This window comes from Oceanobacillus sp. FSL K6-0127 (assembly GCF_037983385.1).
Lineage (GTDB): Bacteria > Bacillota > Bacilli > Bacillales > Amphibacillaceae > Oceanobacillus > Oceanobacillus profundus.
Genome location: NZ_CP150287.1, coordinates 1,240,409 through 1,263,441, shown reverse-complemented (window position 1 = coordinate 1,263,441; position 23,033 = coordinate 1,240,409). Strand labels below are relative to the sequence as shown.

Below are 23,033 nucleotides of genomic sequence, written 5' to 3'. Positions count from 1 at the left end.
TTTATTTTGCATACGCAATCATCAATCACACTGCTCTACACAAGTGATATTCACGGCAACGCAATGCCTATTTTGTATGGAACAAATGAGGAATCTCCAATTGGTTTAGCCAAATATGCCACCATTGTGAAACAAATTCGGCAACAAGAAGAAAACTTAATCGTAGTTGATAATGGAGATCTTATTCAAGGCACACCGTTAATGACACATTATGTAAAGAAACATCAACATCATGAGAATCCGATGATTGGAATTATGAATCGAATTGGTATTGATGCTGCTGTGGTTGGTAACCATGAATTTAATTTTGGAGAAAAAATACTAACAGATGCAGTCAACCAATCTAGCTTTCCATGGGTATCGGCAAACATTTTGGATAAAGAAACAATGGAACCGAAGTTTGGCCCTCCGTATATTATAAAAACGATGAAAAACGGGATTAAAGTTGCCATTGTTGGTGTCACAACCCATTTTATCCCTAATTGGGAAGCACCGGCACATATTAGAGGGATTCAATTCCAAGATGCATTTACCACTTTAGAAGGTTGGGTTAAGAAGATTCGAGATGTTGAAGATCCAGATGTTCTCATTGCTTCTTACCATGGCGGATTTGAGCGAGATTTAGAAACTGGTGAACCAACGGAGCCTTTCACAGGGGAGAACCAAGCATATCAAATGTGCGAACAAATTAAAGGGATTGATGTTCTTTTAACAGGGCATCAGCATCGTCAATTAAACGATATGCTTCATGACATACTAATTCTACAGCCTGGTAATAATGGACAAGTATATGGAGAAGTTCACATCGATCTAGAAAAAAAGAATGGAAAATGGAAGATTATCGAAAAGAGAGGCACTCTTCATACATTCGAAAACACGGAATCAAACACAGATATAATCGATTATATGCAGGAAATGGAGGCATCGACACAGCAGTGGCTGGATCAGCCGATCGGATCCATTGAAGGGGATATGACAATCACCTCTCCATTTGACGCACGAGTTAAAAAACATCCATTTATCCAATTTATTCAGGATGTACAAATGGCGGAAAGTGGTGTTGATATTTCAGTTACGTCACTTCTTAATAATGCATCAACTGGCTTTAAACCTGTTGTCACCATGCGAGATATCGTATCAAACTACATGTATCCAAACACACTTGTCGTTCTTGAATTGACTGGTGAAGCAATTAAAGCTGCCTTGGAAAAAAGCGCCGAATACTTCACTGTTTTAGACAATAAACTAGCCGTTAATCCAAGTTATATTGACCCGAAGCCGCAGCATTACAATTATGATATGTGGGAGGGAATAAATTACACCATTCATGCCTCTAATCCAGTCGGTTCACGTGTAACTGCTGTCACCTATCATGATAAACCGCTTGATCACAGTAAGACGTATCAGGTTGTATTAAATAATTATCGTGCTTCTGGTGGAGGAAATTACGACATGTTTAAAAATAAGCCCGTTATTCAAGAAATTCAAAAGGATACCGTTGAGTTGATACGAGCATACTTTGAAAAGCATAAAACCGTGCAAGCAACCGTAAAAGATAACTTTCGAGTGATTGTATAACTCCCTCGAGAGGATCAGGTGTATAGGGGATGAGAAACTAGCTCTGTTTAGGGTGGTTCGATTCGGAGAGTGGTGCTATAGCGAGGTGGGATGGTGCTTTATTTCGGCGTTTGGTGCTTTAGCGAGGGACGATGGTGCTTTATTTTAGCGTTTGGTGCTTTAGCGAGGGACGATGGTGCTTTATTTTAGTGTTTGGTGCTATAACGAGGGACGATGGTGCTTTATTTTAGCGTTTGGTGCTTTAGCGAGGGACGATGGTGCTTTATTTCGGCGTTTGGTGCTATAACGAGGTCGAATGGTGCTTTATTTCAGTATGTAGGATCTAATTGAAATAAAATGCAATGCAAAGCGCCTGACCTAAAGGCAGGCGCTCCTTGCATCAATCATCAATTTCTAAATCCATAAACAGAATTTCTCCTGTATATGCATCGATCTCTATCTCTGCCTCATTGTCTCCATCTGCTATTTCTACTTCATAGATAAGCCGATCATCATCATCGTCGAGTTCAATTCCTTCTATCGTTCCTGAAAATTCAGCTAATGCAATACTTCGCGCTTTATTCGTTCCAATTACTGCTTTTTTTGCCTGCTGTTGCTTCGATTTAGGCTCAGAATTATTCGTTTCATCATTAGTTGACTTTACAGCTGCTTTTTCAGCTTCAGATTTTGAATCTTCACTCTTGCCACTGTTCAGTTGGTTTAAAGATTGTTTTTCTTTTATAGTGATTTCATTTTCATCTTGTTTTTCCTGCTTATTTGCGGTTGGTTTAACTTCTTGATCAGTCTCTTGTTTATTTGCTTTCGACTTTTCCGTTAAATCCAATACCTCACCAGTATTTCCATCAATTAACAGATTATATTTTTGACTATCAATTTCTAGATTGACTTTATAAACGGGATTTTTTGACTCATCATCCAACCCTACTTCCGTAATCTTCCCTGGATATTGATCTTTAACCTGTGTCATAACATCTTTTCTGGTAAGATTAGGCTCAGCTTTTACAATAAGCGAATGCGAAATGCCAAGCCCCAGGATTGTAACCGTGATGATCGCACCTAGCAATATAATAAGCTTCTTTCTCATTTAGGCCCCCCCTTTTTCAGAACGACTTTATCAGTCGTCGTCTTCTGTATCAATTTCCATTTCTAAAATTTCTCCGGTTAATGCATCAATTTCAAATTCAGCCTCTTTATCGCCATTTCTTACTTCCATCTCATACACGTAACGTCCGTCATCCTCATCCAGCTCAAACTCTTTGATTGTTCCATCGAATTCCTTCAATGCAATTTCTCTTGCTTTTTGATCTCCGATTAAATTCTCAACGGGTTTATTCTGTGCAGCTGTAGTTTCACTTTCATTCTTTTTGTTGAAATTTGTTTCTTTGTGCTTTTCATTTAGAACTTCACCTGTATCGCCATCTAATTTCAATTCATATTCTACACCATCACCTTCAATTTCTACCTCATATACAGTTTTATTACCTTTCTTATCAACTTCCAACTCTGTAACCGTTCCTGGATATTGATTTTGAATCATATCACTAATTTCTTCCGAAGATAAAGTTGGGTTTGCTTGTGCTGCATCTGAATGATAGACCCCCATCCCAATAACTGCTGCCGCTGTTACAGTACCAATTGCAATACCTAATTTCTTTTTCATTTGTAATTCCTCCTTGTTTTCTTGTTACCTTTATCTTAAACAGGTGGAATGAAAGTGCACTGTGAATAAGATTAGAATTTGATGAGAAAAAAATAAGGTTTTTATCAGAAGACTTTTCCACTAAAAAAAACTGACAGCGTTCAATCGCTGCCAGTCTGTATCTTAATCATCGATATCAATGTCTAAGACCAAAATCTCCCCTGTGTAGGCATCGATTTCGACCGTTGCCTCATCTTCTCCGTTCTCGATTTCTATTTCATAAATTTTTCTTCCGTCATCCTCATCTAGCTCTAAATCTACGACAGTTCCAGCAAATTCTTTAAGCGCAATTTCTTTAGCTGCATCTTGACTTAGCATTGCATTGGATGCACCGTTTTCCTTTTTCTCTTCCGTTTGTCCAGGTTCATTTGTGCTTGGTTCTTTATTAGAATCGTTCTCTTCTGCTTGATTATTATCATTTTGTTCGCTGCTTTCAGTTGTTGCTTCACCTAATATTTCTAAGTCAGTCACTTCACCAGTATTTCCATCTAATGTAACAGCATAGTTATTTCCTTTGCTTTCAATTCTAACTTTATAAATTGCCCCATCTTCATTCTTTTCTAGATCCGTTGTTGTAATTGTTCCTGGATATTGCTCTTGAACAAGATTTTCAACTTCTTCCTTCGACAACTCTGGCTCGGAGGATGAAGCACCCGATTGATAGATACCAAACCCTAAAGCAAGGACTCCAACGAGACAGACTCCAGCAATAATTAGCTTTTTTCTCATAGATTCACTCCTCTCGTTATAGAATCCATTTTACTATTATAAAAATAAAACCTGTGCTACTCCCTATACGGCAAACAAAGCGTAAAGGTCGATCCTTCTCCAACTTTACTGGATACAGAAACTTCTCCATGATGCTCCTCTGTAATTACCTTTGCAATTGCTAAACCGAGTCCTGTTCCACCAGTTTCTCTACTTCTCGCTTTATCCACGCGGTAGAAACGGTCGAATATCCGCTTTTGCTCATCTTCATGTATTCCTTGTCCATGATCCTTTACTTGAATAATCACATCATCATTCAATTTTGAAGCACTGACATTTATTTTATCATTACTGTATTTTATTGCATTTTCGATGAGTATATAAATAACTTGTTCAAGTTGATCACGATTACCATAAACCATTAAGTCGTCTGCATTTTGCTGGAAATTAATCTTACGTGCATAAGCCTTCTCAAATGTCTCTACCGTCTCCTCGGTAAGCTCTCCGAGATCAACACGATTCATTTCTTGTGCTTGGCGATTTTTCGCGAGCGATAAAAGCTGTTCCACGAGCTTTTTCATTCGATCTGCCTCTGAATCAATCGCTTCAATTGACTCTTGCAGCAGCTCGGGATTTTCCATTCCTCGACGTTCTAACAGCTGTGCATAGCTTTTGACAATCTGTATTGGTGTTTTCAGTTCATGTGAAGCATTCGAAACAAAAATTTCTTGTTTTTCAAAGTTATCTCTCAAGTAATCGATCATCTCATTGAACGTCATTTCCATCTCGTATAGCTCATCCTTAGAGCGGTTTTCTAGATTGATTTTTTGCCACTTGGCATGCTTCGTATTATCCTTCATCGTTTGGATTAATTTCTGAATCGGATTTAATAAAAATCGCCCTAATAGTGTACCGGCAATGATAGAAGGTATCAGCATAATCGCACCTGCTACGATGAGTACATAGAATAGCGTCTTCATCGTTTCTTCTAAATGATTGAGATGGTTGGAAAGCTGCACGGTCACAATCTCACCGTTATTCCATATAACTGGTCTTGTAATAATAGCTACATCCGGTCCATTTGCCTGAGTTTCAATTGTTTTACTCTCTGTTGTCACATACTCCCATGGCAAGGTTTCATATGCTCCAGATTTCGTTTGTAGAATGAACGGTCTGTCATTTTCATCAATTACACGAATCATCCCGTTTGTAGGGAGGTAAGCTTTGATCAACCTTTTGGCTTCTTCATTCGATATATCTGGATTATCTGCTAGCGTTTCGGTAAGTGCATCCATTTGAACGGCCATTTGTTCAAGATCACTATCTGCAGCTATTTTATAAAACAAAAAGTAAATCGATGTATTAACTAATAAGACGAGTACAAGCATAAATAAACTAGTAAAAAGCTGTATTTTCGTCCGTAATTTCATGTCTCATTATCCTTTATCGTATATCCGACACCTCGAACAGTTAGAATATATGCTATGTCATAGTCTTTATCGATCTTTTGTCTCAAATAACGAACGTATACATCTACCACATTCGTATCGCCATAATAGTCAAATCCCCATACTTGCTCGATTAATTGCTCTCTCGTTAATACGATATTTTTATTTTTTAATAAGCAGACAAGTAAATCGAATTCACGAGGTGTTAGTTCAATTAATTTACCTGCTCGTTTAACTTCGTGACCATTTAAGTTTACAGCTAGATCTCCAACCGATAACAGCTCGCCGGTAGCGTCTTTTTGAACTGGCTTTCTTAAATGCACCCGGATGCGTGCAAGCAATTCCTCAATTTGGAATGGCTTCGTAATATAATCATTTGCACCAAGATCTAGTCCACTCACCTTATCGTGGATCTCATCCCTTGCTGTCAATAAGATAACCGGCGTTGTTTCGTCGTTTCTTCTCACTCTTCGCAGTACTTCTAATCCACTTAATTCCGGAATCATGATATCTAATAATACAAGATCCCAGGATTTTTCTTCCATTAATCGAAGTGCCTCTTTCCCATTTGCAGCAATTTCAGTTTGATAGTTTTCATATTCTAGTTCAAGTTGCAGAACACGGCTAATCTTCTGCTCGTCCTCCACAATCAATATTTTAATTTCACTCAAAATCCCCACCAACTTTCATTCTAGGTATTATTACTTTTTTAATTTTATAATTTTATTTGCTATTATTATACTATAGAAACCATCGCTGGAACGATAGTCCCTATTACACATTTTAAAGGAAGGGTGTTCACTATGTTAGCATTAGACCACCTAATTATCGCTGCAAACGATCCTGAAAAGGCAGCACAGCAATTCGCACAAAAATATGGGGTTAAAGTCATCCAAGGAGGAGAGCACCATAATTGGGGAACGTATAATTATCTTTTTTATTTTAAAAATGATTGTTATCTCGAATGGCTTGGTATTTTCGATGAAGCCCTCGCAAGAAAATCTGGTAACCCATTGATTCACCAGCTTGTCAAAGCTTTAGATAATCATGTGGAAGCGCCGATTCAATATGCCCTTCGCACCAATCAAATCGATGCATATATAGCGCATTTTAATGCAGAGGATATAAGCTATAATGGCCCAATTCCTGGCAGCAGGAAAAGAACTAATGGTTCGACATTAAATTGGCGCATGCTGTTCCCACTCTCAGAAAGCACCGCGCTTCCCTTTTTAATTGAATGGGGTACTGAGAAAAATGTCCCCGAAGATAACGATTTAATCAATGAACAAAAGCTTCATACTGTTATGACTCCTCATGATGTTCAGGCATATTCGTTACGTGTAGAAAACGGTGCTGTGAATTTAGAAAATGCTTCTTTATTTATAAAGCAAGGTAAAAATTTAACGTTTACGTTTGCTTAAATGGTTCATTAACAATAACGATATAAAAAACAACACCCGATCATTTCCAATCATGATCGGGCGTTTTATTAACCTAATTGCTGCTGTAAAAATTCTGATACAGACTCAGGTGACTTCGTATATGCGCTATGCTGATGGGCAAGCTTCTCACCATTTTGGAAAATCAAAATACTTGGAATTCCCATTACCTGATGGTTTTCTGCAACACCTGCCACTTCATCGCTGTTCACTTCATACCATTTATAATTATTAAATTCTTTTATAACATCACCAATAAACATGTCCAGCACTTTACAATCTGGACACCAGTCTGCGTAAAATTTAACAATTACTGGTTCGTCACTTTGAATGATTTCATTAAACTGCTCAGCCGTTTGAATAGCTTCCATAACTGTTCACTCCTTTTTCCTTTTAACAATGATTATACGCTTCTTTCATTTCTTTTTCACGTTACTTGTATTCAATTCTTCCAAGCGTAATGGCAGCAAGAAGACCAGCGATAAAGGTTGCCACACTAACGAGCAGCATCGGCACGCTCTCTGGCCATCCAGGGAAGACAGCAAAGCTCGAGCCTATAACCAATCCAATGATTACAGCAAATGTACCGGTATAATAATGATTCAGGAAAAATGCGACAACCTTGCTCATCACAATAAATCCTATCGCAATTCCTAACCCAGTAACAATAATAATATCGAAATAAAGATTACTTATAGCTGAGATGATTGTGGAGTATACACCAATAAGCAATAGCATAAACGACCCACTAATACCCGGAATAATCATTGCACTGCTTCCAATAAACCCTGAAAAGAAAAGCAAGATGTAAGTAGAAGTTGTAACATTTTCAATTACTGTTCCTTCATTTGGATTTAGAAAAGCCAACATTGCAACAACAATTGCCCCAATCCCCAACATCACATAATGCTTCGATTTAAATTTCTGTTTAGCTTCTGCTTTATAAAATAAATATGGCAGGACCCCAAGGATTAATCCGAGAAAAAAGAACTGCGTTGGTCCCGGATAATGCTCAAACAGCCATTCAATCAAACTCGCAAGTAAAAAGATGGCTATTACCATCCCAAGTCCTAAGGGAATTAAAAATCCGATATGTTTTTTCCATTCCTTACTAAAGATGCCGCTGATCGCAGCAATCAGCCTATCATATATTCCTAGTAAAACAGCTATCGTTCCACCACTTATACCAGGAACTAAATCTGTAGCTCCCATTAATAGGCCACGATATATATTTCTCCATTCCATCTATTAACGATCTCCTTTATGTACACGAACTATAATAACTGCAATGTTTATCATACCAAAAAACACCAACAAATTATAGAAAAACCTGTATACGAAATCCCCATCTTCTGGAGAAAAGATGGGGGCCATTATTATTCCATAAACTCAAGCTCTGGCATCCATTGTGACAGATGCGCTTTTATTTCCTTATAGTGTTGATGCGCTCCTTTAAGCTCATCCTTTGTTAGAGTGTACATTGGTGTCACTTCATAATTTGTAAAATCCTCACTAAATGTCACATAGGTTGGCATGAACTTCGGTGAATGAACTTCCAATTCTTCTGCATCACCTTTGACTATTTTTTTAATGGAAAGTGTTAATATTCCACCAATTCGCTGGTACAGATCCTGTTGATTCGAAAGGAAATTTCCTAATGAATACATTACAAAGGTTTCATGTCCATCTTTACCTGTCACCCACTCCATTGGCTGCAGGACATGTGGGTGATGGCCAATTACAATATCGACTCCTTGATCAGCTGCAAACTGTACAAGCTCCTTTTGTTCTTCATTTGGCATTCGCTCATTTTCATTCCCAAAATGGAGGCTTAATGTAACAACATCCGCTTTTTCCTTTGCTAGCGCTACTTCCTCGGCAATACGATCTTTATCAATCATATTCACTAAATAGTCTTTGCCCTCTGGCACAGGAATTCCATTTGTTCCATACGTATAAGAGAGAAACGCAATGGATATATCTTCTTCTGTTTCATAGATTCGTAGATTTTCACGATCCAGCTGATCTTTATATGCACCTGTATACATCATATCAATTGTTTCCCATTGACTAATTGCATTTTGAATCGCAGCCTCACCACGATCTAACGTATGATTATTAGCCAATGTAACAACATTGACACCTACCGCTTTCAATGCATCACCAACTTCAAAAGGACTATTAAAGGAAGGATATGAGGATAATCCAAGCTCTTCTCCACCAATCATCGTCTCTTGGTTTGCTACTGTTATCGTTGAAGTCTCTAATGTATCTTTGACCCTTTCAAGCATAGGAAGAAAATCATATCCTCCCTCTGTCTTTGCATCCATATAGACTGGACTATGGATAAGAATATCACCAATCGCTGAGATTGTAATTTCTTTACTAAAGCTCGGGAATTCTTTAGAAGCAACGACTGAACCTCTAACTGCATTGCCTTTACCATTCGTTACAACTATTTTATCTGCACATCCAACTAAAATAAAAGCAGCTACACATAATAATGCAAGCAAAATAGTTATCCGCTTTTTCATATAATAATCTCCTAACCTGTATTTGTCTCCATTCTACCATCGTTATGACAAATTGTGATTAGAAAATCTAAAATTCGATAATAGGATTTTTTATAATTCATTTTTCTTTCATATAACATTGCAGATAGCAATATGGGGCTCTTTTTAAAATAGTTTTATGGAAGGGATGTCGGACATAAGCATAAATTTCTTTTGTTAGCAGAAAGTAAGTCGTGTGTAATTCATTTCAGCTTTTGCTATAATATTAGTAATAAGAAAAAATTCCTATATTACCAATCCCAATTCATACATATAATTACTGAGGTGTTGCGTGTGAAACGATATCTTACATCCATTTTCATTGCTTTAAGTGGGATTATTATTCTCATTGGGGTTATGTCTGACATATACTGGGGTGGTGTTGCAGCTTGGGGGTTAGCTATTATTTGCTTACTAACCGCAGCGTATTATACCAAATATATCCCCAATGAAAAAAAACGTAAGAAATCCAAATAATAATATTTAAGCAATAGTACTTACTAACCGGTTACTACAGCAATCCAATTATCCGAAGCATACATATTATGAGGTAAACGATCGACTAGTGATTGGGGGAGATGAAGTGAACACAGAAAAAAACAGAGATATAGCTTACTGTCATAATGAATATGATCCATTGAAAAAGGTAATTACGGTTTCTCCACGCTATATGCAAATTAATGAAGTGATCAATCAAACCCAAGCGTATTATGTAAACGATAATATTAATCAAACAAAAGCAGTAGAGCAACATGCCAACCTTATCCATCACATGGAATCCATTGGGATTGAGGTTATCAAACTGAACGAATTAGAGCACTTGAATGAGCAGGTGTTCACGCGTGATATCGGTTTTACGATTGGAAATACGTTTTTTGTATCTGCAATGAAAGAAGACATTCGTAAAAAAGAGCAGAACATATTATTAGATTGGCTACAGCGAAACAAAGTTGCTTATTTTCCATTCGAGACGGCATCAATTGAAGGTGGAGATGTCATTATTGATCATTCAAAGGTTTGGGTCGGAATCAGTGACCGTACTTCTAAAGAGGCAGTAGCTGTTCTACAAAGCCAGCTTCCGAATCATGAAGTATCTCCCATTAAATTACGAAAAGATATTCTTCATTTAGACTGTATTTTCAATATTATCGATGCTCAAACTGCATTAATCTATCCACCAGCTATGGATTCTGATGCTTATCTTATGTTAAAAGAAGAATATACACTCATTGAAGTAACAGAGGAAGAACAATTCCACTTAGGTCCCAATGTACTTTCACTTGGAAATAAACACGTTATTAGCCTGCCTGAAAATAAACGCATGAACCAAAAATTAACCGAAATGGGCTTTCGAATCACCGAAGTACCGTTTTCTGAAATTATTAAGTCTGGGGGATCCTTTCGCTGCTGTACGTTACCATTAATTCGAACGTCCTGATAAAGTGAAATTTCATTCATTGGGGATATTACAGCTCGCTAATGTATGCTAAAACAAATACCAGCCTTCTAGTGATGGCTGGTATTTTAGTATTATAGTTTCATTTGAATAAGACCTGCTACTTAATTCTTTACTCTTCTCGCAAAGTCAACAAATCGAAATTTGTCCGGTCGATGCCTGGACTCTGTGCACTGAAATAAATTAGCATCCTGTAAATAAACCTGACTTCGGATAACGACAATATTTGAGAAACCTTCTAAGTCCAATAATTTCCGGTCCTCTTCTGTTGGATCTTCCACGACAATTTCTTTTTGTGCAAAACCAATCTCCAGTCCTAGATTATTCTCGATATGATGATAGATTGATTTCTCACATATATCCAGGGAAAGCAAGGGAACATAACGCTCCGTGAAGTAATCTTTATCCAAAATAATTTTCTCTCCTGAAATCTCTCGCACTCGCACAACATTCCAAATGCGCTCACCTTGCGTCATTGCTAACATTTTAGTTATCTCATGATTAGCGTCCAGGTACCCCAACTGATGCACTGCTGTGCTACTCTCCAATTGAAGCTTCTCTGCCAGCTCTGCATAGCTTTCAATACCGGAAACAGGAAAAGAAAACTTATGAATATCAATCACCACCGATCCTTTTCCCCTCACCTTTTGAATATAGCCATTGTGCGATAACAGATTTAACGCCTTTCGTATTGTTTCTCGTGAGGTGTCATACTGAATCGATAATTCATTTTCAGAAGGTAACAGCGTAGATACCGGCCATGTATTTGCTTGTATTTTGTTTACTAAATCATCGTAAATTGCTAGATATTTCTTTTGCATGTCTTAAACCTCATTACGTTGCATAATCAAGAGGAACTTGCTTCACTCAGCAAGGGCTCTGTTTCAACAAGAATATGACCTAAAATAAAATCCCAGCGATTTTATCACGCTTGGAGAAGGGATATTACATCCTCGGTGATGCGTGGTAAACAATCGATTCATAAGGTCTTAAACTTAACTGCTCCAGCGACTGTGGTGAATCAGCGTAATTGGATAACAAAATTTCTGGGTTTGCTATTTTCTTGTCCAGCTGTAAATCTACCGTTGCATTATCTCCAGAAAAATTACTTATAACAATCAGCTTTTCGCCATTCCAGTTTCTTGTATATGCAAATATTTTAGGATCATCCTCAAATAGTAGCTGGTAGTCCCCATACGTAATAATATCATATTTCTTCCGTAATTGAATCAACTGCTGATGGTGATAAAAGATAGAATTTTTATCCTCTAAAGCTCGATTAACATTGATCTCAGGATAATTAGCTGCAACATTGATCCATGGCGTTCCAGATGTAAATCCTGCATGCTTTTCATTAGACCATTGCATTGGTGTGCGCCCATTGTCACGTGATTTTTGCTGTAAAATCGCTATTGTTTCCTGTTCTGATTTTCCACTGTCTCGTAATGATTTGTACGCATTTAACGACTCTACATCACGGTACTCATCAATAGAAGTGAAATTAGGATTTGTCATCCCAATCTCTTCACCTTGATAAATATATGGCGTACCTTTCATCATATGAAGTGTGGTGGCAAGCATTTTTGCTGATTCACGGTGCAGCTTCGTATCATCACCAAATCGCGATACAGCACGCGGCTGATCATGGTTACACCAGAATAAAGCATTCCATCCGTTTTCTTCGTGCATCCCAACCTGCCAATCCGAAAGAATTTTCTTCAGCTTCAAGAAATCAAATGGAGCTTTTGTCCACTTTTCTCCATGTGGATAATCCACTTTCAAATGATGAAATTGAAATGTCATCGAAAGCTCTTGTCGCTCAGGTTGTGTATAAAGCACACAAGCTTCAAGTGAGGTTGACGACATTTCACCGACCGTCAGCATATCGTATTTTGAGAATACTTCCTGATTCATTTCATTTAAATATTCATGGATGCGGGGTCCGTCTGTATAAAATCTGCGACCATCCCCAATGACGTCATTTGGAAAAGTTTGATCTTTTGAAATTAAATTAATAACATCAAGCCGGAATCCATCAATTCCTTTTTCCGCCCAAAAACGCATCATATCAAAAAGCTTTTCACGCAGCTTTTCGTTTTCCCAATTCAAATCAGCTTGTGTTCGATCAAATAAATGCAAGAAATATTGTTCCGTTTGCTCATCATATTGCCAAGCAGAGCCACCGAATTTGGATTGCCAATTGTTTGGCTCTTCCCCATCAACCGGATCTTTCCAAATATAGAAGTCACGATATGGATTATCCTTGGATTTCTTTGCCTCTTGAAACCATTCATGCTCTGTTGATGTGTGATTAATAACAAGATCCATAATCAGCTTCATATCAAGTCGATGTGTTTCTTCTAATAGCTCCTCAAAATCTTCCATGGTTCCATATCCTGGTTCAATAGAATAGTAATCACTGATATCATATCCATTGTCATTTTGCGGTGATTTATAAACCGGTGTTAACCAAATAACATCGACACCCAGTTTTTTCAGATAGTCTAATTTCGAGATAATACCTTGAATATCTCCCGTTCCATTCCCTGTTGTGTCGTGAAAACTTTTTGGATAAATTTGATAAACGACTGACTTTTTCCACCATGCTTCGCTCATATTTTCACTCCTAATCTAGTTGAATTAATGTGTATTTAATTTTCGTTTTGCAATAACGTACGTAATGACAAAAGGTAAAATGATTACAATTGCCATTCCGATACCAAACGAAACCCATCCAGATGGAACAATGGAAAGAATTCCGGGTACTCCGCCAACACCAATGGAGGTTGCAAGTACATTTTGCATCGTAATAAAGGCACCAGCAATAGCAGCCCCTGTAATTGCTGCATAGAATGGATACTTATATTGCAAGTTAACTCCAAACATGGCTGGCTCTGTAATTCCTAACCAAGCCGAAATCCCAGACGTACCTGCAAGTCCCTTTAATTTCTCCTCTTTTGCAACTGCCATTATCGCAAATGCTGCAGCACCTTGCGCAATGTTAGATAGTGCAAGAATTGGCCATAAGAATGTCGTTTCTGTACTGCCAATCAGCTGTAAGTCTACTGCTAAGAAGGTGTGATGCATTCCCGTGATAACTAATGGTCCATAGATTGCTCCATATACGAGACCACCAATGATTGGTGCTGCTTCAAAGATAGCGATCAAACCGTCTGTAATCCAGTTTCCCACTGTAAACGTGACTGGTCCAATAATAATGAAGGTTAAAAAGCCTGTAACGAGTAATGCAACCGGAGCAACGATTAATAATTGCAACGAATCAATAACACGTTTTCTCATAAATAGTTCAATCTTTGCTAATACCCAAGATGCAAATAATACTGGCAATACTTGGCCTTGATAACCAATCGCCTCAATTTCGAACCCGAATAAATTCCATGTTGGTACTTCTCCAGCCTCTAGTGCTGCCCCATAAGCCCAAGCGTTTAATAAGTCTGGATGAACCATGATTAAACCAAGTACAACACCTAACAGTTCACTTCCACCAAATCGTTTCACTGCAGACCAACCAATTAAAGCAGGTAAGAAGGTAAAGGCAGTATTCGCGATTATATTAATCATACTTGCCAGGCCAGCCCACTGTGGATACATTTCAATCACTGACGGTGCTTCTCTGCCAAAGATTCCAGGGTTAGCTAAGATATTATTAATCCCCATTAATAGTCCTGCTGTAATAATTGCAGGAAGAATTGGAATGAAGATATCTGCCAGTACTTTAATTCCTCGCTGTAATGCATTTTGCTTCTTGACGCCAGCAGCTTTCACATCCTCTTTCGATGCCTCTTGGATGCCGGTTTCATTGACCATCGCTCGGTAAACTTTATCTACGGTCCCTTGTCCAATAATAATCTGAAACTGACCGTTAGTAGAGAAAGTTCCTTTTACAATATCCATCTGTTCTAATGCTGCTTTATCAACCTGATCCTCATCTGTTAAAGCAAATCGAAGTCTGGTAACACAATGTGTTGCTGCTTCCACGTTTCCTAATCCACCTACAGCTGTAACAATGGCTTCGGCTTCCTCACTATACTGTGTTCCCTTTTTTGTGATTGTTGAACGTTCTTCTTTCTTTTCTACTTTTATGTTAGCCTTTAGAAACTGACTCTCTCCGGCTATAACATTTTCTTCACCCGTTTTCTCCAGGTTCTCAATTATATCTCCGTTTGTAATTATAATTGGTGTAATGACACTAGCGGCTTTACGCTTAATTAATTCAAAATCAAAGGTTACAAGCGGATCTCCTATACTTACTTGATCGCCTTCATTCACATGAACCTCAAAGCCCTCTCCATCAAGATTAACTGTTTCTAATCCAATATGGATAAGGATCTCAATTCCTGATTTACTTTTTAATCCAATAGCATGCTTTGTCGGAAACGTAAGTGTTACTTCACCATCAATTGGCGCAACTACTTTTCCCTCCGTCGGATCAATTGCAAGTCCATCACCCATCATCTTTTCTGAAAAGGTTGGGTCTGGAACATCTATTAATGGTATGCGCTTACCAGTAAGTGGTGCATATATTGACTCTACTGCTCGCGTTTTCTCCTCGTTCACCATCCTAAACCTCCTATAATGCTTGTTTATATTATACTCCTAAACTTGTATATACATGTTACGTTACTTAGTATAACTTGTATATACAAGATTTGCAAGTGCTTACATAGGAGTTGTTTTAGAAAAGGTGTGTCACGTTTACCTTTCCCTATATAACAGACACCTAAAACCAATCATTTTCCTATGCAAGAACAAAAGCGCAAGCACCCGGGTAGAAAGTTACCCACAGCATTCAATTTTTATAGTTTCCTGCAAGTAAAAAGCCTTTCGTCCGTTAACCGAACAAAAGGCTTTCAAACTAATGTAATTGATTTTCCGGAATAGGTATATACAACAGGCGATCATCGTTTTCTGCTGGGTTACCTCTACCATCGGTATTATTTGTAATAATGTATAGACCATTCTCTGCTGCTAACACATCTCGCACTCTTCCCACATCGGATACAATCAATTCTTCCGTTTCATTCACCGGATCCATTTTCCTGAGTCCTTCCCCGCGTAACGAAGCAAAGTAAACATTACCTTCATAGTAATCTAAACCAGATGGTGCCCATGTTTCATCTCCTGAATGAATAACTGGGGTTTCCATCCCATCCTCCATTTCATCTCCCTCAATTATTGGCCAACCATAGTTAGCACCTGGGTTAATTTGATTGATTTCATCATGTGCCTGATTTCCGTGCTCCGTAGCAAACAATACACCTTCTGGGCTCCATGCAAGCCCTTGAGGATTACGATGGCCATAGGAAAACACATATGAATTAGCAATTGGGTTGTCCTCCGGGATTGAGCCATCCAAATTAAGCCGCAGTATTTTTCCTGCTAAACTATCTCTTTCCTGTGCTAATTCCGGAATTGATGCATCCCCAGTCGTCACATATAATTTATCATCTGGGCCAATCTCCATTCTTCCACCATGATGAAAGGCTCCGCCAGGAATTTCATCTAACAGAACGTCTGTCTCTACCCAATTATCATTTTGTTCTTCAATCGTTACAACACGTTGATAGGTTTCCCCTTTTTCCTGATAGGAATAATAGGCATATGCTTCATTCGTATCAGGAAAATCTTCTGGAATTACAGTACCTAAGAGTCCAGCTTCTGCTTCATCAGATAGTTCCATTTCCAATTGAACGTCTTTTCTTGTCTGCTCTTCCCCATCAATTGTGACAATTGAGCCAGTTCGCTCACTAATATAAAAAGTATCACCAAGCTTTGCGATTGACCATGGGGACTCTAAATTCTCAGCAAGCACTTCTCTTTCTCCTTCGGGTACAGCTTGTTCCGTATCGTTTTGTTCCTCCTCGGTTTTTTTTTCACCTGGTGTACCATTTTCTATTGTGCAACCTGCAAGACTTAAACAGATAAAGACCATAACAAATACTCTGTAACGGATATGGAATCATCTCCTTTCGATAAATCAGTCAGTATAAGTCTATCCCTTGTTTTTATATAAACGAGGAACTAGATTTCCCCCCCTGCACCTACGTCTTACTTTTACTTGAAATAATTAATAAACAAGCTACCTATTATGATGACTAAAACAACTATTATCATAAAACCAGGACTTCCAATAAACGTTCTGTCAAATGTATCTCTAGGATCTTTTTTATCCCTATCCATTAAGCCAACTCCCTATCTAATATTGTAGCTACTTTCATTTTAACGAATTAATCGCCGTTATAAAACCATTTAGAAGTGATTATTATGAAATATCGGACAACAATGAATAGAAATGTGTGTATTGATCGGCAAAAACAGAAACAGCAATGGTAATTTACTCACCATTGCTGTTTCTGTGACTTATTTACTTTTCTTCGCTGCTTTTTCACGTTCGTTTTTATTTAAAATCTTTTTACGCAAGCGAATTGATTCTGGTGTTACTTCACAATACTCATCATCGTTTAGATACTCTAACGCCTCTTCTAGAGACATATCACGCGTTTTGCGGATTGTGGATGTTTGATCTTTTGTAGCAGAGCGAACATTCGTTAAATGTTTTTCTTTCGTAATATTAACGGTTAGATCATTTTCACGGTTATGCTCGCCTACAATCATACCGGCGTAAACTTCTGTACCTGGGTTAACGAAGATGACTCCGCGGTCTTCTAATCCCATAATTCCATAAGTTGAAGCTTTTCCATTTTCCAATGCAACAAGTACACCTTCACGTCTGCCGCCAACTTGCCCTTTGATTACTGGCTCGTATGCATCAAACGTATGGTTTAAAATACCATAACCACGAGTTTGTGACATAAATTCTGTAGAATAGCCAAGCAATCCACGAGATGGAACTTTAAATTCAAGACGAACTTGACCATTTCCATGGTTTACCATATCAAGCATTTCGCCCTTACGTGCCCCAAGTGACTCCATAACTGCTCCAGTATATTCTTCTGGCACATCGACTTGTACACGTTCTACAGGCTCGGATTTCACACCATCAATTTCCTTAATGATTACCTGCGGCTTAGAAAGCTGCAGCTCGTAGCCTTCACGACGCATGTTTTCAATTAGAATGGACAAATGAAGCTCACCACGCCCAGAAACAATCCATGCATCCGGTGATTCTGTCGGGTCAACCCGCAGACTCACATCTGTTTCTAATTGCTTCAGTAACCGTTCTTCGATTTTACGAGAAGTAATATATTTTCCTTCGCGACCAGCAAATGGACTGTTATTAACAAGGAAAGTCATTTGTAATGTTGGTTCATCAATGCGTAAGCGCGGAAGCTCGTCTGGATGGTCTGCTGGACAAATTGTATCTCCTACATTCAGATCCTCCATACCAGAAACAGCGACAATATCCCCTGCTTTTGCTTCCTCAATTTCAATTCGTTTTAATCCAATAAAGCCAAATAGTTTCGTAACACGGAAGGATTTATTCGTTCCATCCTCTTTCAATACAACAACTTGCTGGCCAACTTTGATTGTTCCGCGAACAATACGCCCAACACCAATTCGTCCAACATAATCATTATAATCAAGCAATGTTACTTGGAACTGTAATGGGTCTTCACTATTATCAGCGGGTGCCGGAATATGCTCCATAATGGTAGTGAAAATCGGGTCCATTGTTTCCTGCTGATCTTCTGGTTCAAGACCAGAAGTACCGTTTAATGCTGAAGCATAAACGACAGGGAATTCAAGCTGTTCATCATCTGCTCCAAGCTCGATGAAAAGATCAAGCACTTCATCAATAACGTCATTTGGTCTTGCATTTGGTCGATCTATTTTATTTAAAACAACAATTGGTGTTAATTTCTGTTCTAGTGCTTTCTTCAATACAAAACGTGTTTGTGGCATCGTACCCTCGTAAGCATCTACAACTAGTGCTACACCATCAACCATTTTCATGATACGCTCTACTTCGCCACCGAAATCAGCGTGTCCTGGTGTATCTAAAATGTTTATCGTCGTATTCTCTTGATACTTTACTGCAGTGTTCTTTGCCAAAATCGTAATTCCACGTTCACGCTCAATATCACCTGAGTCCATCGCACGTTCGTCAACTTGTTCATTTTCACGGAAGGTTCCGGAATATTTTAAAAGCTGATCTACTAATGTCGTTTTACCATGGTCAACGTGGGCAATAATTGCGATATTACGAATATCTTCTCTTAATTGCATAAAAAGTACGCCCCTCTATTATTCACAGGATGTTCAACTAGAAAATTATATCATATTATTTTCATTTGAACAGCTTTTTTTACAATTTCTTAAAAAAACTGTTCTCCATTGGTGACAATTATTGCAAGCATTAGCCTTTATCCATGCCTTTTCTTTCTTGAAATAAATGAACCTCAAACTTTGCACCACCAAGCTCCGATTTTCCAACTACTATTTTCCCGTTTGACTGTTCCACAATTGCGCGTGCAATTGCTAGTCCTAAACCAGTTTCCCCGTCTTTTCCTTTAACAAACCGATGAAAGATTTGTTCTGCTTGCTCCTCTTCAATACCTTCTCCATCATCTTCAATGATAATCGCTACATATCGCTTTTCTTGAATGACTCGAATAGAAACCTCTGATTTCGCATGACGAATACCATTAAAAACAATATTTAATAGAGCTCTTAAAAATTTTTCCTCGTCGGCAACAAATTCAATGTTTTCATCCACATGATGATGCAAATGAATTCCTCTTTCATTGATTAATGGAATAACACGATCAACAACTTGGGCAATCAATAACTCTCCTTCTATCGCTGTTGGGGTATAGGAGGATGGTTCACTGTCGAGTTTCGCCAGTAGGATCATTTCATTTATGATTTCTTTTAAGCGCTTCACCTCGGAGACCATGACTTCTAACCCTTTTTCCTGCTCTTTATCCTCAAATATTCCATCTTTAATCCCTTCCGCATAGCCTTGGATAGTCATCAATGGTGTCTTCAATTCATGGCTGGCATTTTGGAAGAAGGTTTGCTGTGAATTCATATATCTTTCCAGTTCCTTGGCCATTTCATACACACTTTGCTCTACTTCTTTAATTTCTCCAGTTGCCTTTACTCGATTCATCTCGTTAAACTGTCGCTTTTCAATTTTCTTTAGCTCTCCCTTTAATTGGGAAAGTGGTGTAACGAGCTTATTTGTCATAAAATAACTTAGTAAAACAGCGGCAGCAGCTCCTATTAAGAAAACGAGAAGTAAGCGGACAAAAAAGCTTTGCTGTACAACTGTTAAATCATGCATCGGTGTAAGCAAGATCAATTCTAATCCAGATATCTCCGGATAGAACAAAATTCTGGACGTGACAAATCGCTCATTTCCATACTCCCAAAGTGTTTGATCAGTTGCCGAGAAATTATTCGATTCAAAGAAATCACTGGCAACTGGAGCGGACATTGTAGACATTAATACAGCGTCACGATTTCGATCATATAGAAAAAGCTGCAAGTCCTGATCCTCCAGAAATTCATAAAACTGTCTGTAATCACCAACCGTTTCAAACTGTTCGTTAAGAAAACTAACTAAAAGCTCTCCCGTTTCCTTCAATTGCCGCTGTTCGTCTTGGATTAGCAAATCAAGAATCAACGAGTAAATAACATAGCTAGCTGCTGCCATAATGACTAGTAGCAGCGTTGTAAAGGCCGCATTTAGCTGTGATTGAAGTTTCATCATTACTCCTCTTCTTTACGCAGTCTATATCCATAGCCCCACACCGTTTCCAGCGGGATATGGTCCATTTTTTTACGAATCCTTTTTACTAAATCATCTACAGCTCGATCACTTCCGAAATAATCATTCCCCCAGATTTTTAGTAATAGCTCTTCCCTCGAAAAAGCCCGGTTCGGATTTTCGGCAAATAGCAACAACATCTCGTATTCTTTAGATGTTATTTCATATTCCTTTCCTTGGAAGAAAATTCGACGGTCATCCCTGTAGATTAAAAGATGGTCCACCTTCAGCCTGTCTGTCTCTTCCTCAGCGTGATTTTGTTTTGGCTGCGTTCGCCGGAAAAGTCGCTTCACTCTTGCAATAAGCTCTCTAGGACTAAAAGGCTTTGTTAAATAGTCATCACCGCCTAATTCAAGTCCTAGAATTTTATCGATTTCTTCATCTTTCGCAGAGATAATGATAATCGGTACATCACTTCTCGTACGTATTTTTTTACAAAATTCATAACCATCCATTCCTGGCAGCATGATATCAAGAATCCACATATCAGGCGGGTCATTTTCCCAGAGCTCCCAGCCTTTTTCTGCAGAATCCATAATCGTTACGTCATAGCCTTCTTTCTTTAAATAAGCAGAAACAATATTTTGGATGTTCGCGTCATCTTCAACAAGTCCAATATGATAATTCATGTTATGTCACCTTTTTCAAATAATAATAGAGGTTGTTTAAAAAATCCGGTAAATAGGTTCAGAAACTTATTCTAGTTCTATTTTTACATAAACCGACCATTCTTCACACCAATATGTACCATTACACATTTTTTCCACATTTATCCCAAATAGTTCCCAACATGGTTCTCTATAATAAAACTATACAATAGTTTCTATAACAAACAAGGGAGGACACTTTAATGGATAATAACAATGAATTTCATAATAAAGACGATCGTGATTCCAATTTCCTTGATCATCCAGACGTACAAGAGGAACAAGCAGAAGCAAGTAAATCGGAAGAATATAATACAGATAAACACACATACAAGTCAGAAAAGAATGAACCGACCTCCAATAAGAAGCGGACTTTTAGCGGACTCGGCAGCGGACTCGTTGGTGGTATAATTTCGGCTGTTATTGTTGCGCTTTTGTTCACAAATAATTTGATTCCAGGAGACACAGTTGAAACGAATAACAATGAAACAACAGAAGAGACTTCAACACCAAACATTGTCGAAACACTAGCCACAGAGGAGGCGGATGTTTCGACCAATATAAGTGAGGTCTCTGAAGCAGTAGTAGGTGTCGTTAACATGCAGCAGGGAAATGTTTGGGAAGGTAGTCAGGAGGCTGGTACTGGATCTGGAATTATTTATAAAAAAGAAAATGGAAAAGCATACATCGTAACGAATCAGCACGTTGTTGCCAATGCCAAAGAGGTTGAAATTGTATTAAATGATGATGAACGTATACCAGCAACTGTACTTGGCGGGGATACGCTTACCGATTTAGCAGTGCTAGAAGTTGACGGTGCATCAATTGACACGGTTGCAAACTTTGGAACTGCCGATGAATTAGCAGTTGGTGAAACAGTACTTGCAATCGGAAATCCATTAGGTCTAGACTTTGCAAACACTGTTACAAAAGGAATAATTAGCGGGCTAAATCGAACTGTAGAGGTTGATACAAACAAAGATGGCCAAGCGGATTGGATAACGGAAGTGCTGCAAACAGATGCAGCAATTAACCCTGGTAATAGTGGTGGAGCATTAGTGAACTCGAATGGAGAAGTTATTGGTATCAACTCCATGAAAATCGCTCAAGGTGCTGTAGAAGGGATTGGTTTTGCCATTCCAGCAGATGCTGCACTTCCGATTATGGAACAGCTCGAAACAAATGGTGAAATATCACGTCCATTAATCGGGATAAGCACCGCATCACTAAATCAAGTGCCACCGCAATACCGATATGAAATCAATCTCCCAGAAGATATTAAAGGTGGTATGGTTGTCGCAGATGTACAATCAGGCTCTCCTGCAGATGCGGCAGGTTTACAGCAATTTGATGTCATTACAAAAATTAATGGTCAGGAAGTAACATCCATCCTTGAATTGCGGAAGTACTTATATTCCGAAACAAATATCGGCGATGAAATTGAAATAGAATATATTCGTGACGGTGAACGTCAAACAACGAATATAAAGCTTGTTGAACAAACTGAGCAAACTGAAGAGAATGAATAAGTATGAGCACGGGTCTGCCTTAAAATACATTTTTTAAGGCAGGCCCGTTTTTTAAATGAATGATGACGAAACCAAAATCGTCCACTTTTCGTACATATAGCATAAGCCCTTGAATAAGAATGATATAGTTGCTTTTGGCTACATTCTTCCGTAAACTCATTTTGAACAAGGTATTTAGTAGAACTTTGTCGAAAGTAGATGGTATAAGTCATCTGCTCATCAA

The 23,033-nt window shown here is 38.3% G+C and carries 20 protein-coding genes; 5 read left to right on the top strand and 15 right to left on the bottom strand.

The features are described 5' to 3' along the window. The first annotated feature begins 6 nt into the window (after nt 1-6). Nucleotides 7-1,578, top strand: a complete 1,572-nt coding sequence (locus MHH64_RS06285) for a bifunctional UDP-sugar hydrolase/5'-nucleotidase (protein WP_340002894.1) — start codon at nt 7-9, stop codon at nt 1,576-1,578. Between the two features lie 379 nt (nt 1,579-1,957). Here the strand turns inward: MHH64_RS06285 and MHH64_RS06280 are convergent, their stop codons facing one another. From MHH64_RS06280 to MHH64_RS06260, 5 genes are all read right to left on the bottom strand, one after another. Continuing rightward, complete coding sequence (locus tag MHH64_RS06280; RefSeq protein ID WP_340002893.1) at nt 1,958-2,662, bottom strand: PepSY domain-containing protein; 705 nt, start codon at nt 2,660-2,662, stop codon at nt 1,958-1,960. Between the two features lie 30 nt (nt 2,663-2,692). Further along, the gene (locus MHH64_RS06275) at nt 2,693-3,238 is read right to left on the bottom strand and encodes a PepSY domain-containing protein (protein ID WP_340002892.1); all 546 of its coding nucleotides are present in this window, start codon (nt 3,236-3,238) and stop codon (nt 2,693-2,695) included. 162 nt (nt 3,239-3,400) lie between these two features. Further along, complete coding sequence (locus MHH64_RS06270; RefSeq protein WP_095311841.1) at nt 3,401-4,006, bottom strand: PepSY domain-containing protein; 606 nt, start codon at nt 4,004-4,006, stop codon at nt 3,401-3,403. A 56-nt stretch (nt 4,007-4,062) separates the two neighbouring features. Then, nucleotides 4,063-5,415, bottom strand: coding sequence for a HAMP domain-containing histidine kinase (locus tag MHH64_RS06265; RefSeq protein ID WP_303449046.1), 1,353 nt, complete (start codon nt 5,413-5,415; stop codon nt 4,063-4,065). Then, nucleotides 5,412-6,104 carry a response regulator transcription factor gene (locus MHH64_RS06260; protein WP_340002891.1) on the bottom strand — a complete coding sequence of 231 codons (693 nt, stop codon included), beginning with the start codon at nt 6,102-6,104 and terminating at the stop codon, nt 5,412-5,414. The genes MHH64_RS06265 and MHH64_RS06260 overlap by 4 nt, the downstream gene beginning before the upstream one ends. A 132-nt stretch (nt 6,105-6,236) precedes the next feature. On the opposite strand from MHH64_RS06260, the gene MHH64_RS06255 reads away from it, so the two are divergent. Beyond that, nucleotides 6,237-6,854 carry a VOC family protein gene (locus MHH64_RS06255; RefSeq protein WP_340002890.1) on the top strand — a complete coding sequence of 206 codons (618 nt, stop codon included), beginning with the start codon at nt 6,237-6,239 and terminating at the stop codon, nt 6,852-6,854. Between the two features lie 68 nt (nt 6,855-6,922). On the opposite strand, the gene MHH64_RS06250 is transcribed toward MHH64_RS06255, so the two are convergent. The 3 genes from MHH64_RS06250 to MHH64_RS06240 form a co-directional block, all read right to left on the bottom strand. After that, nucleotides 6,923-7,243: a thioredoxin family protein gene (locus MHH64_RS06250; RefSeq protein ID WP_095311832.1), complete on the bottom strand. Its 321-nt coding sequence runs from the start codon at nt 7,241-7,243 to the stop codon at nt 6,923-6,925. A gap of 61 nt (nt 7,244-7,304) precedes the next feature. Next, nucleotides 7,305-8,117 (bottom strand): DUF368 domain-containing protein, encoded by an 813-nt coding sequence (locus MHH64_RS06245; RefSeq protein WP_340002889.1) that lies wholly within the window; start codon nt 8,115-8,117, stop codon nt 7,305-7,307. Nucleotides 8,118-8,248: 131 nt separating this feature from the next. Next, complete coding sequence (locus MHH64_RS06240) at nt 8,249-9,406, bottom strand: CapA family protein (RefSeq protein ID WP_303449055.1); 1,158 nt, start codon at nt 9,404-9,406, stop codon at nt 8,249-8,251. Nucleotides 9,407-9,718: 312 nt separating this feature from the next. Here MHH64_RS06240 and MHH64_RS06235 point away from each other — a divergent pair, with 312 nt between their 5' ends. Together MHH64_RS06235 and MHH64_RS06230 are read left to right on the top strand one after the other, a co-directional pair. Further along, complete coding sequence (locus MHH64_RS06235; RefSeq protein WP_095311826.1) at nt 9,719-9,901, top strand: hypothetical protein; 183 nt, start codon at nt 9,719-9,721, stop codon at nt 9,899-9,901. 106 nt (nt 9,902-10,007) lie between these two features. Then, nucleotides 10,008-10,862 carry an arginine deiminase family protein gene (locus tag MHH64_RS06230; RefSeq protein WP_340002887.1) on the top strand — a complete coding sequence of 285 codons (855 nt, stop codon included), beginning with the start codon at nt 10,008-10,010 and terminating at the stop codon, nt 10,860-10,862. Nucleotides 10,863-10,984: 122 nt separating this feature from the next. Here MHH64_RS06230 and treR read toward each other — a convergent pair whose 3' ends face one another. From treR to MHH64_RS06195, 7 genes are all read right to left on the bottom strand, one after another. Continuing rightward, complete coding sequence (gene treR / locus MHH64_RS06225; protein WP_095311824.1) at nt 10,985-11,701, bottom strand: trehalose operon repressor; 717 nt, start codon at nt 11,699-11,701, stop codon at nt 10,985-10,987. Nucleotides 11,702-11,825: 124 nt separating this feature from the next. Continuing rightward, a complete protein-coding gene (treC, locus tag MHH64_RS06220) occupies nt 11,826-13,496 on the bottom strand; it encodes an alpha,alpha-phosphotrehalase (RefSeq protein ID WP_340002886.1) in 1,671 nt (556 codons plus the stop codon). Between the two features lie 24 nt (nt 13,497-13,520). Next, a complete protein-coding gene (gene treP, locus MHH64_RS06215; RefSeq protein ID WP_340002885.1) occupies nt 13,521-15,461 on the bottom strand; it encodes a PTS system trehalose-specific EIIBC component in 1,941 nt (646 codons plus the stop codon). A gap of 295 nt (nt 15,462-15,756) precedes the next feature. Continuing rightward, on the bottom strand, nt 15,757-16,833 hold the full coding sequence (locus MHH64_RS06210) for a PQQ-dependent sugar dehydrogenase (protein ID WP_340002884.1): 1,077 nt from the start codon (nt 16,831-16,833) through the stop codon (nt 15,757-15,759). Nucleotides 16,834-17,261: 428 nt separating this feature from the next. Next, entirely contained in the window at nt 17,262-19,088 is a 1,827-nt protein-coding gene (gene typA, locus MHH64_RS06205; protein ID WP_340002883.1) for a translational GTPase TypA, read from the bottom strand. Nucleotides 19,089-19,218: 130 nt separating this feature from the next. Then, complete coding sequence (locus MHH64_RS06200) at nt 19,219-20,574, bottom strand: HAMP domain-containing sensor histidine kinase (protein WP_340002882.1); 1,356 nt, start codon at nt 20,572-20,574, stop codon at nt 19,219-19,221. 2 nt (nt 20,575-20,576) lie between these two features. After that, entirely contained in the window at nt 20,577-21,263 is a 687-nt protein-coding gene (locus tag MHH64_RS06195; RefSeq protein ID WP_340002881.1) for a response regulator transcription factor, read from the bottom strand. A 221-nt stretch (nt 21,264-21,484) separates the two neighbouring features. On the opposite strand from MHH64_RS06195, the gene MHH64_RS06190 reads away from it, so the two are divergent. Beyond that, nucleotides 21,485-22,810 (top strand): trypsin-like peptidase domain-containing protein, encoded by a 1,326-nt coding sequence (locus MHH64_RS06190; protein WP_340002880.1) that lies wholly within the window; start codon nt 21,485-21,487, stop codon nt 22,808-22,810. Nucleotides 22,811-23,033 lie beyond the last annotated feature (223 nt).

Coding starts and splice junctions, on each gene's coding strand:
- MHH64_RS06280 (WP_340002893.1), bottom strand. CDS start 2,662: ATGAGAAAGAAGCTTATTATATTGCTAGGTGCGATCATCACGGTTACA.
- MHH64_RS06275 (WP_340002892.1), bottom strand. CDS start 3,238: ATGAAAAAGAAATTAGGTATTGCAATTGGTACTGTAACAGCGGCAGCA.
- MHH64_RS06270 (WP_095311841.1), bottom strand. CDS start 4,006: ATGAGAAAAAAGCTAATTATTGCTGGAGTCTGTCTCGTTGGAGTCCTT.
- MHH64_RS06265 (WP_303449046.1), bottom strand. CDS start 5,415: ATGAAATTACGGACGAAAATACAGCTTTTTACTAGTTTATTTATGCTT.
- MHH64_RS06255 (WP_340002890.1), top strand. CDS start 6,237: ATGTTAGCATTAGACCACCTAATTATCGCTGCAAACGATCCTGAAAAG.
- MHH64_RS06250 (WP_095311832.1), bottom strand. CDS start 7,243: ATGGAAGCTATTCAAACGGCTGAGCAGTTTAATGAAATCATTCAAAGT.
- MHH64_RS06245 (WP_340002889.1), bottom strand. CDS start 8,117: ATGGAATGGAGAAATATATATCGTGGCCTATTAATGGGAGCTACAGAT.
- MHH64_RS06240 (WP_303449055.1), bottom strand. CDS start 9,406: ATGAAAAAGCGGATAACTATTTTGCTTGCATTATTATGTGTAGCTGCT.
- treR (WP_095311824.1), bottom strand. CDS start 11,701: ATGCAAAAGAAATATCTAGCAATTTACGATGATTTAGTAAACAAAATA.
- treC (WP_340002886.1), bottom strand. CDS start 13,496: ATGAGCGAAGCATGGTGGAAAAAGTCAGTCGTTTATCAAATTTATCCA.
- treP (WP_340002885.1), bottom strand. CDS start 15,461: ATGGTGAACGAGGAGAAAACGCGAGCAGTAGAGTCAATATATGCACCA.
- MHH64_RS06210 (WP_340002884.1), bottom strand. CDS start 16,833: ATGGTCTTTATCTGTTTAAGTCTTGCAGGTTGCACAATAGAAAATGGT.
- typA (WP_340002883.1), bottom strand. CDS start 19,088: ATGCAATTAAGAGAAGATATTCGTAATATCGCAATTATTGCCCACGTT.
- MHH64_RS06200 (WP_340002882.1), bottom strand. CDS start 20,574: ATGAAACTTCAATCACAGCTAAATGCGGCCTTTACAACGCTGCTACTA.
- MHH64_RS06195 (WP_340002881.1), bottom strand. CDS start 21,263: ATGAATTATCATATTGGACTTGTTGAAGATGACGCGAACATCCAAAAT.
- MHH64_RS06190 (WP_340002880.1), top strand. CDS start 21,485: ATGGATAATAACAATGAATTTCATAATAAAGACGATCGTGATTCCAAT.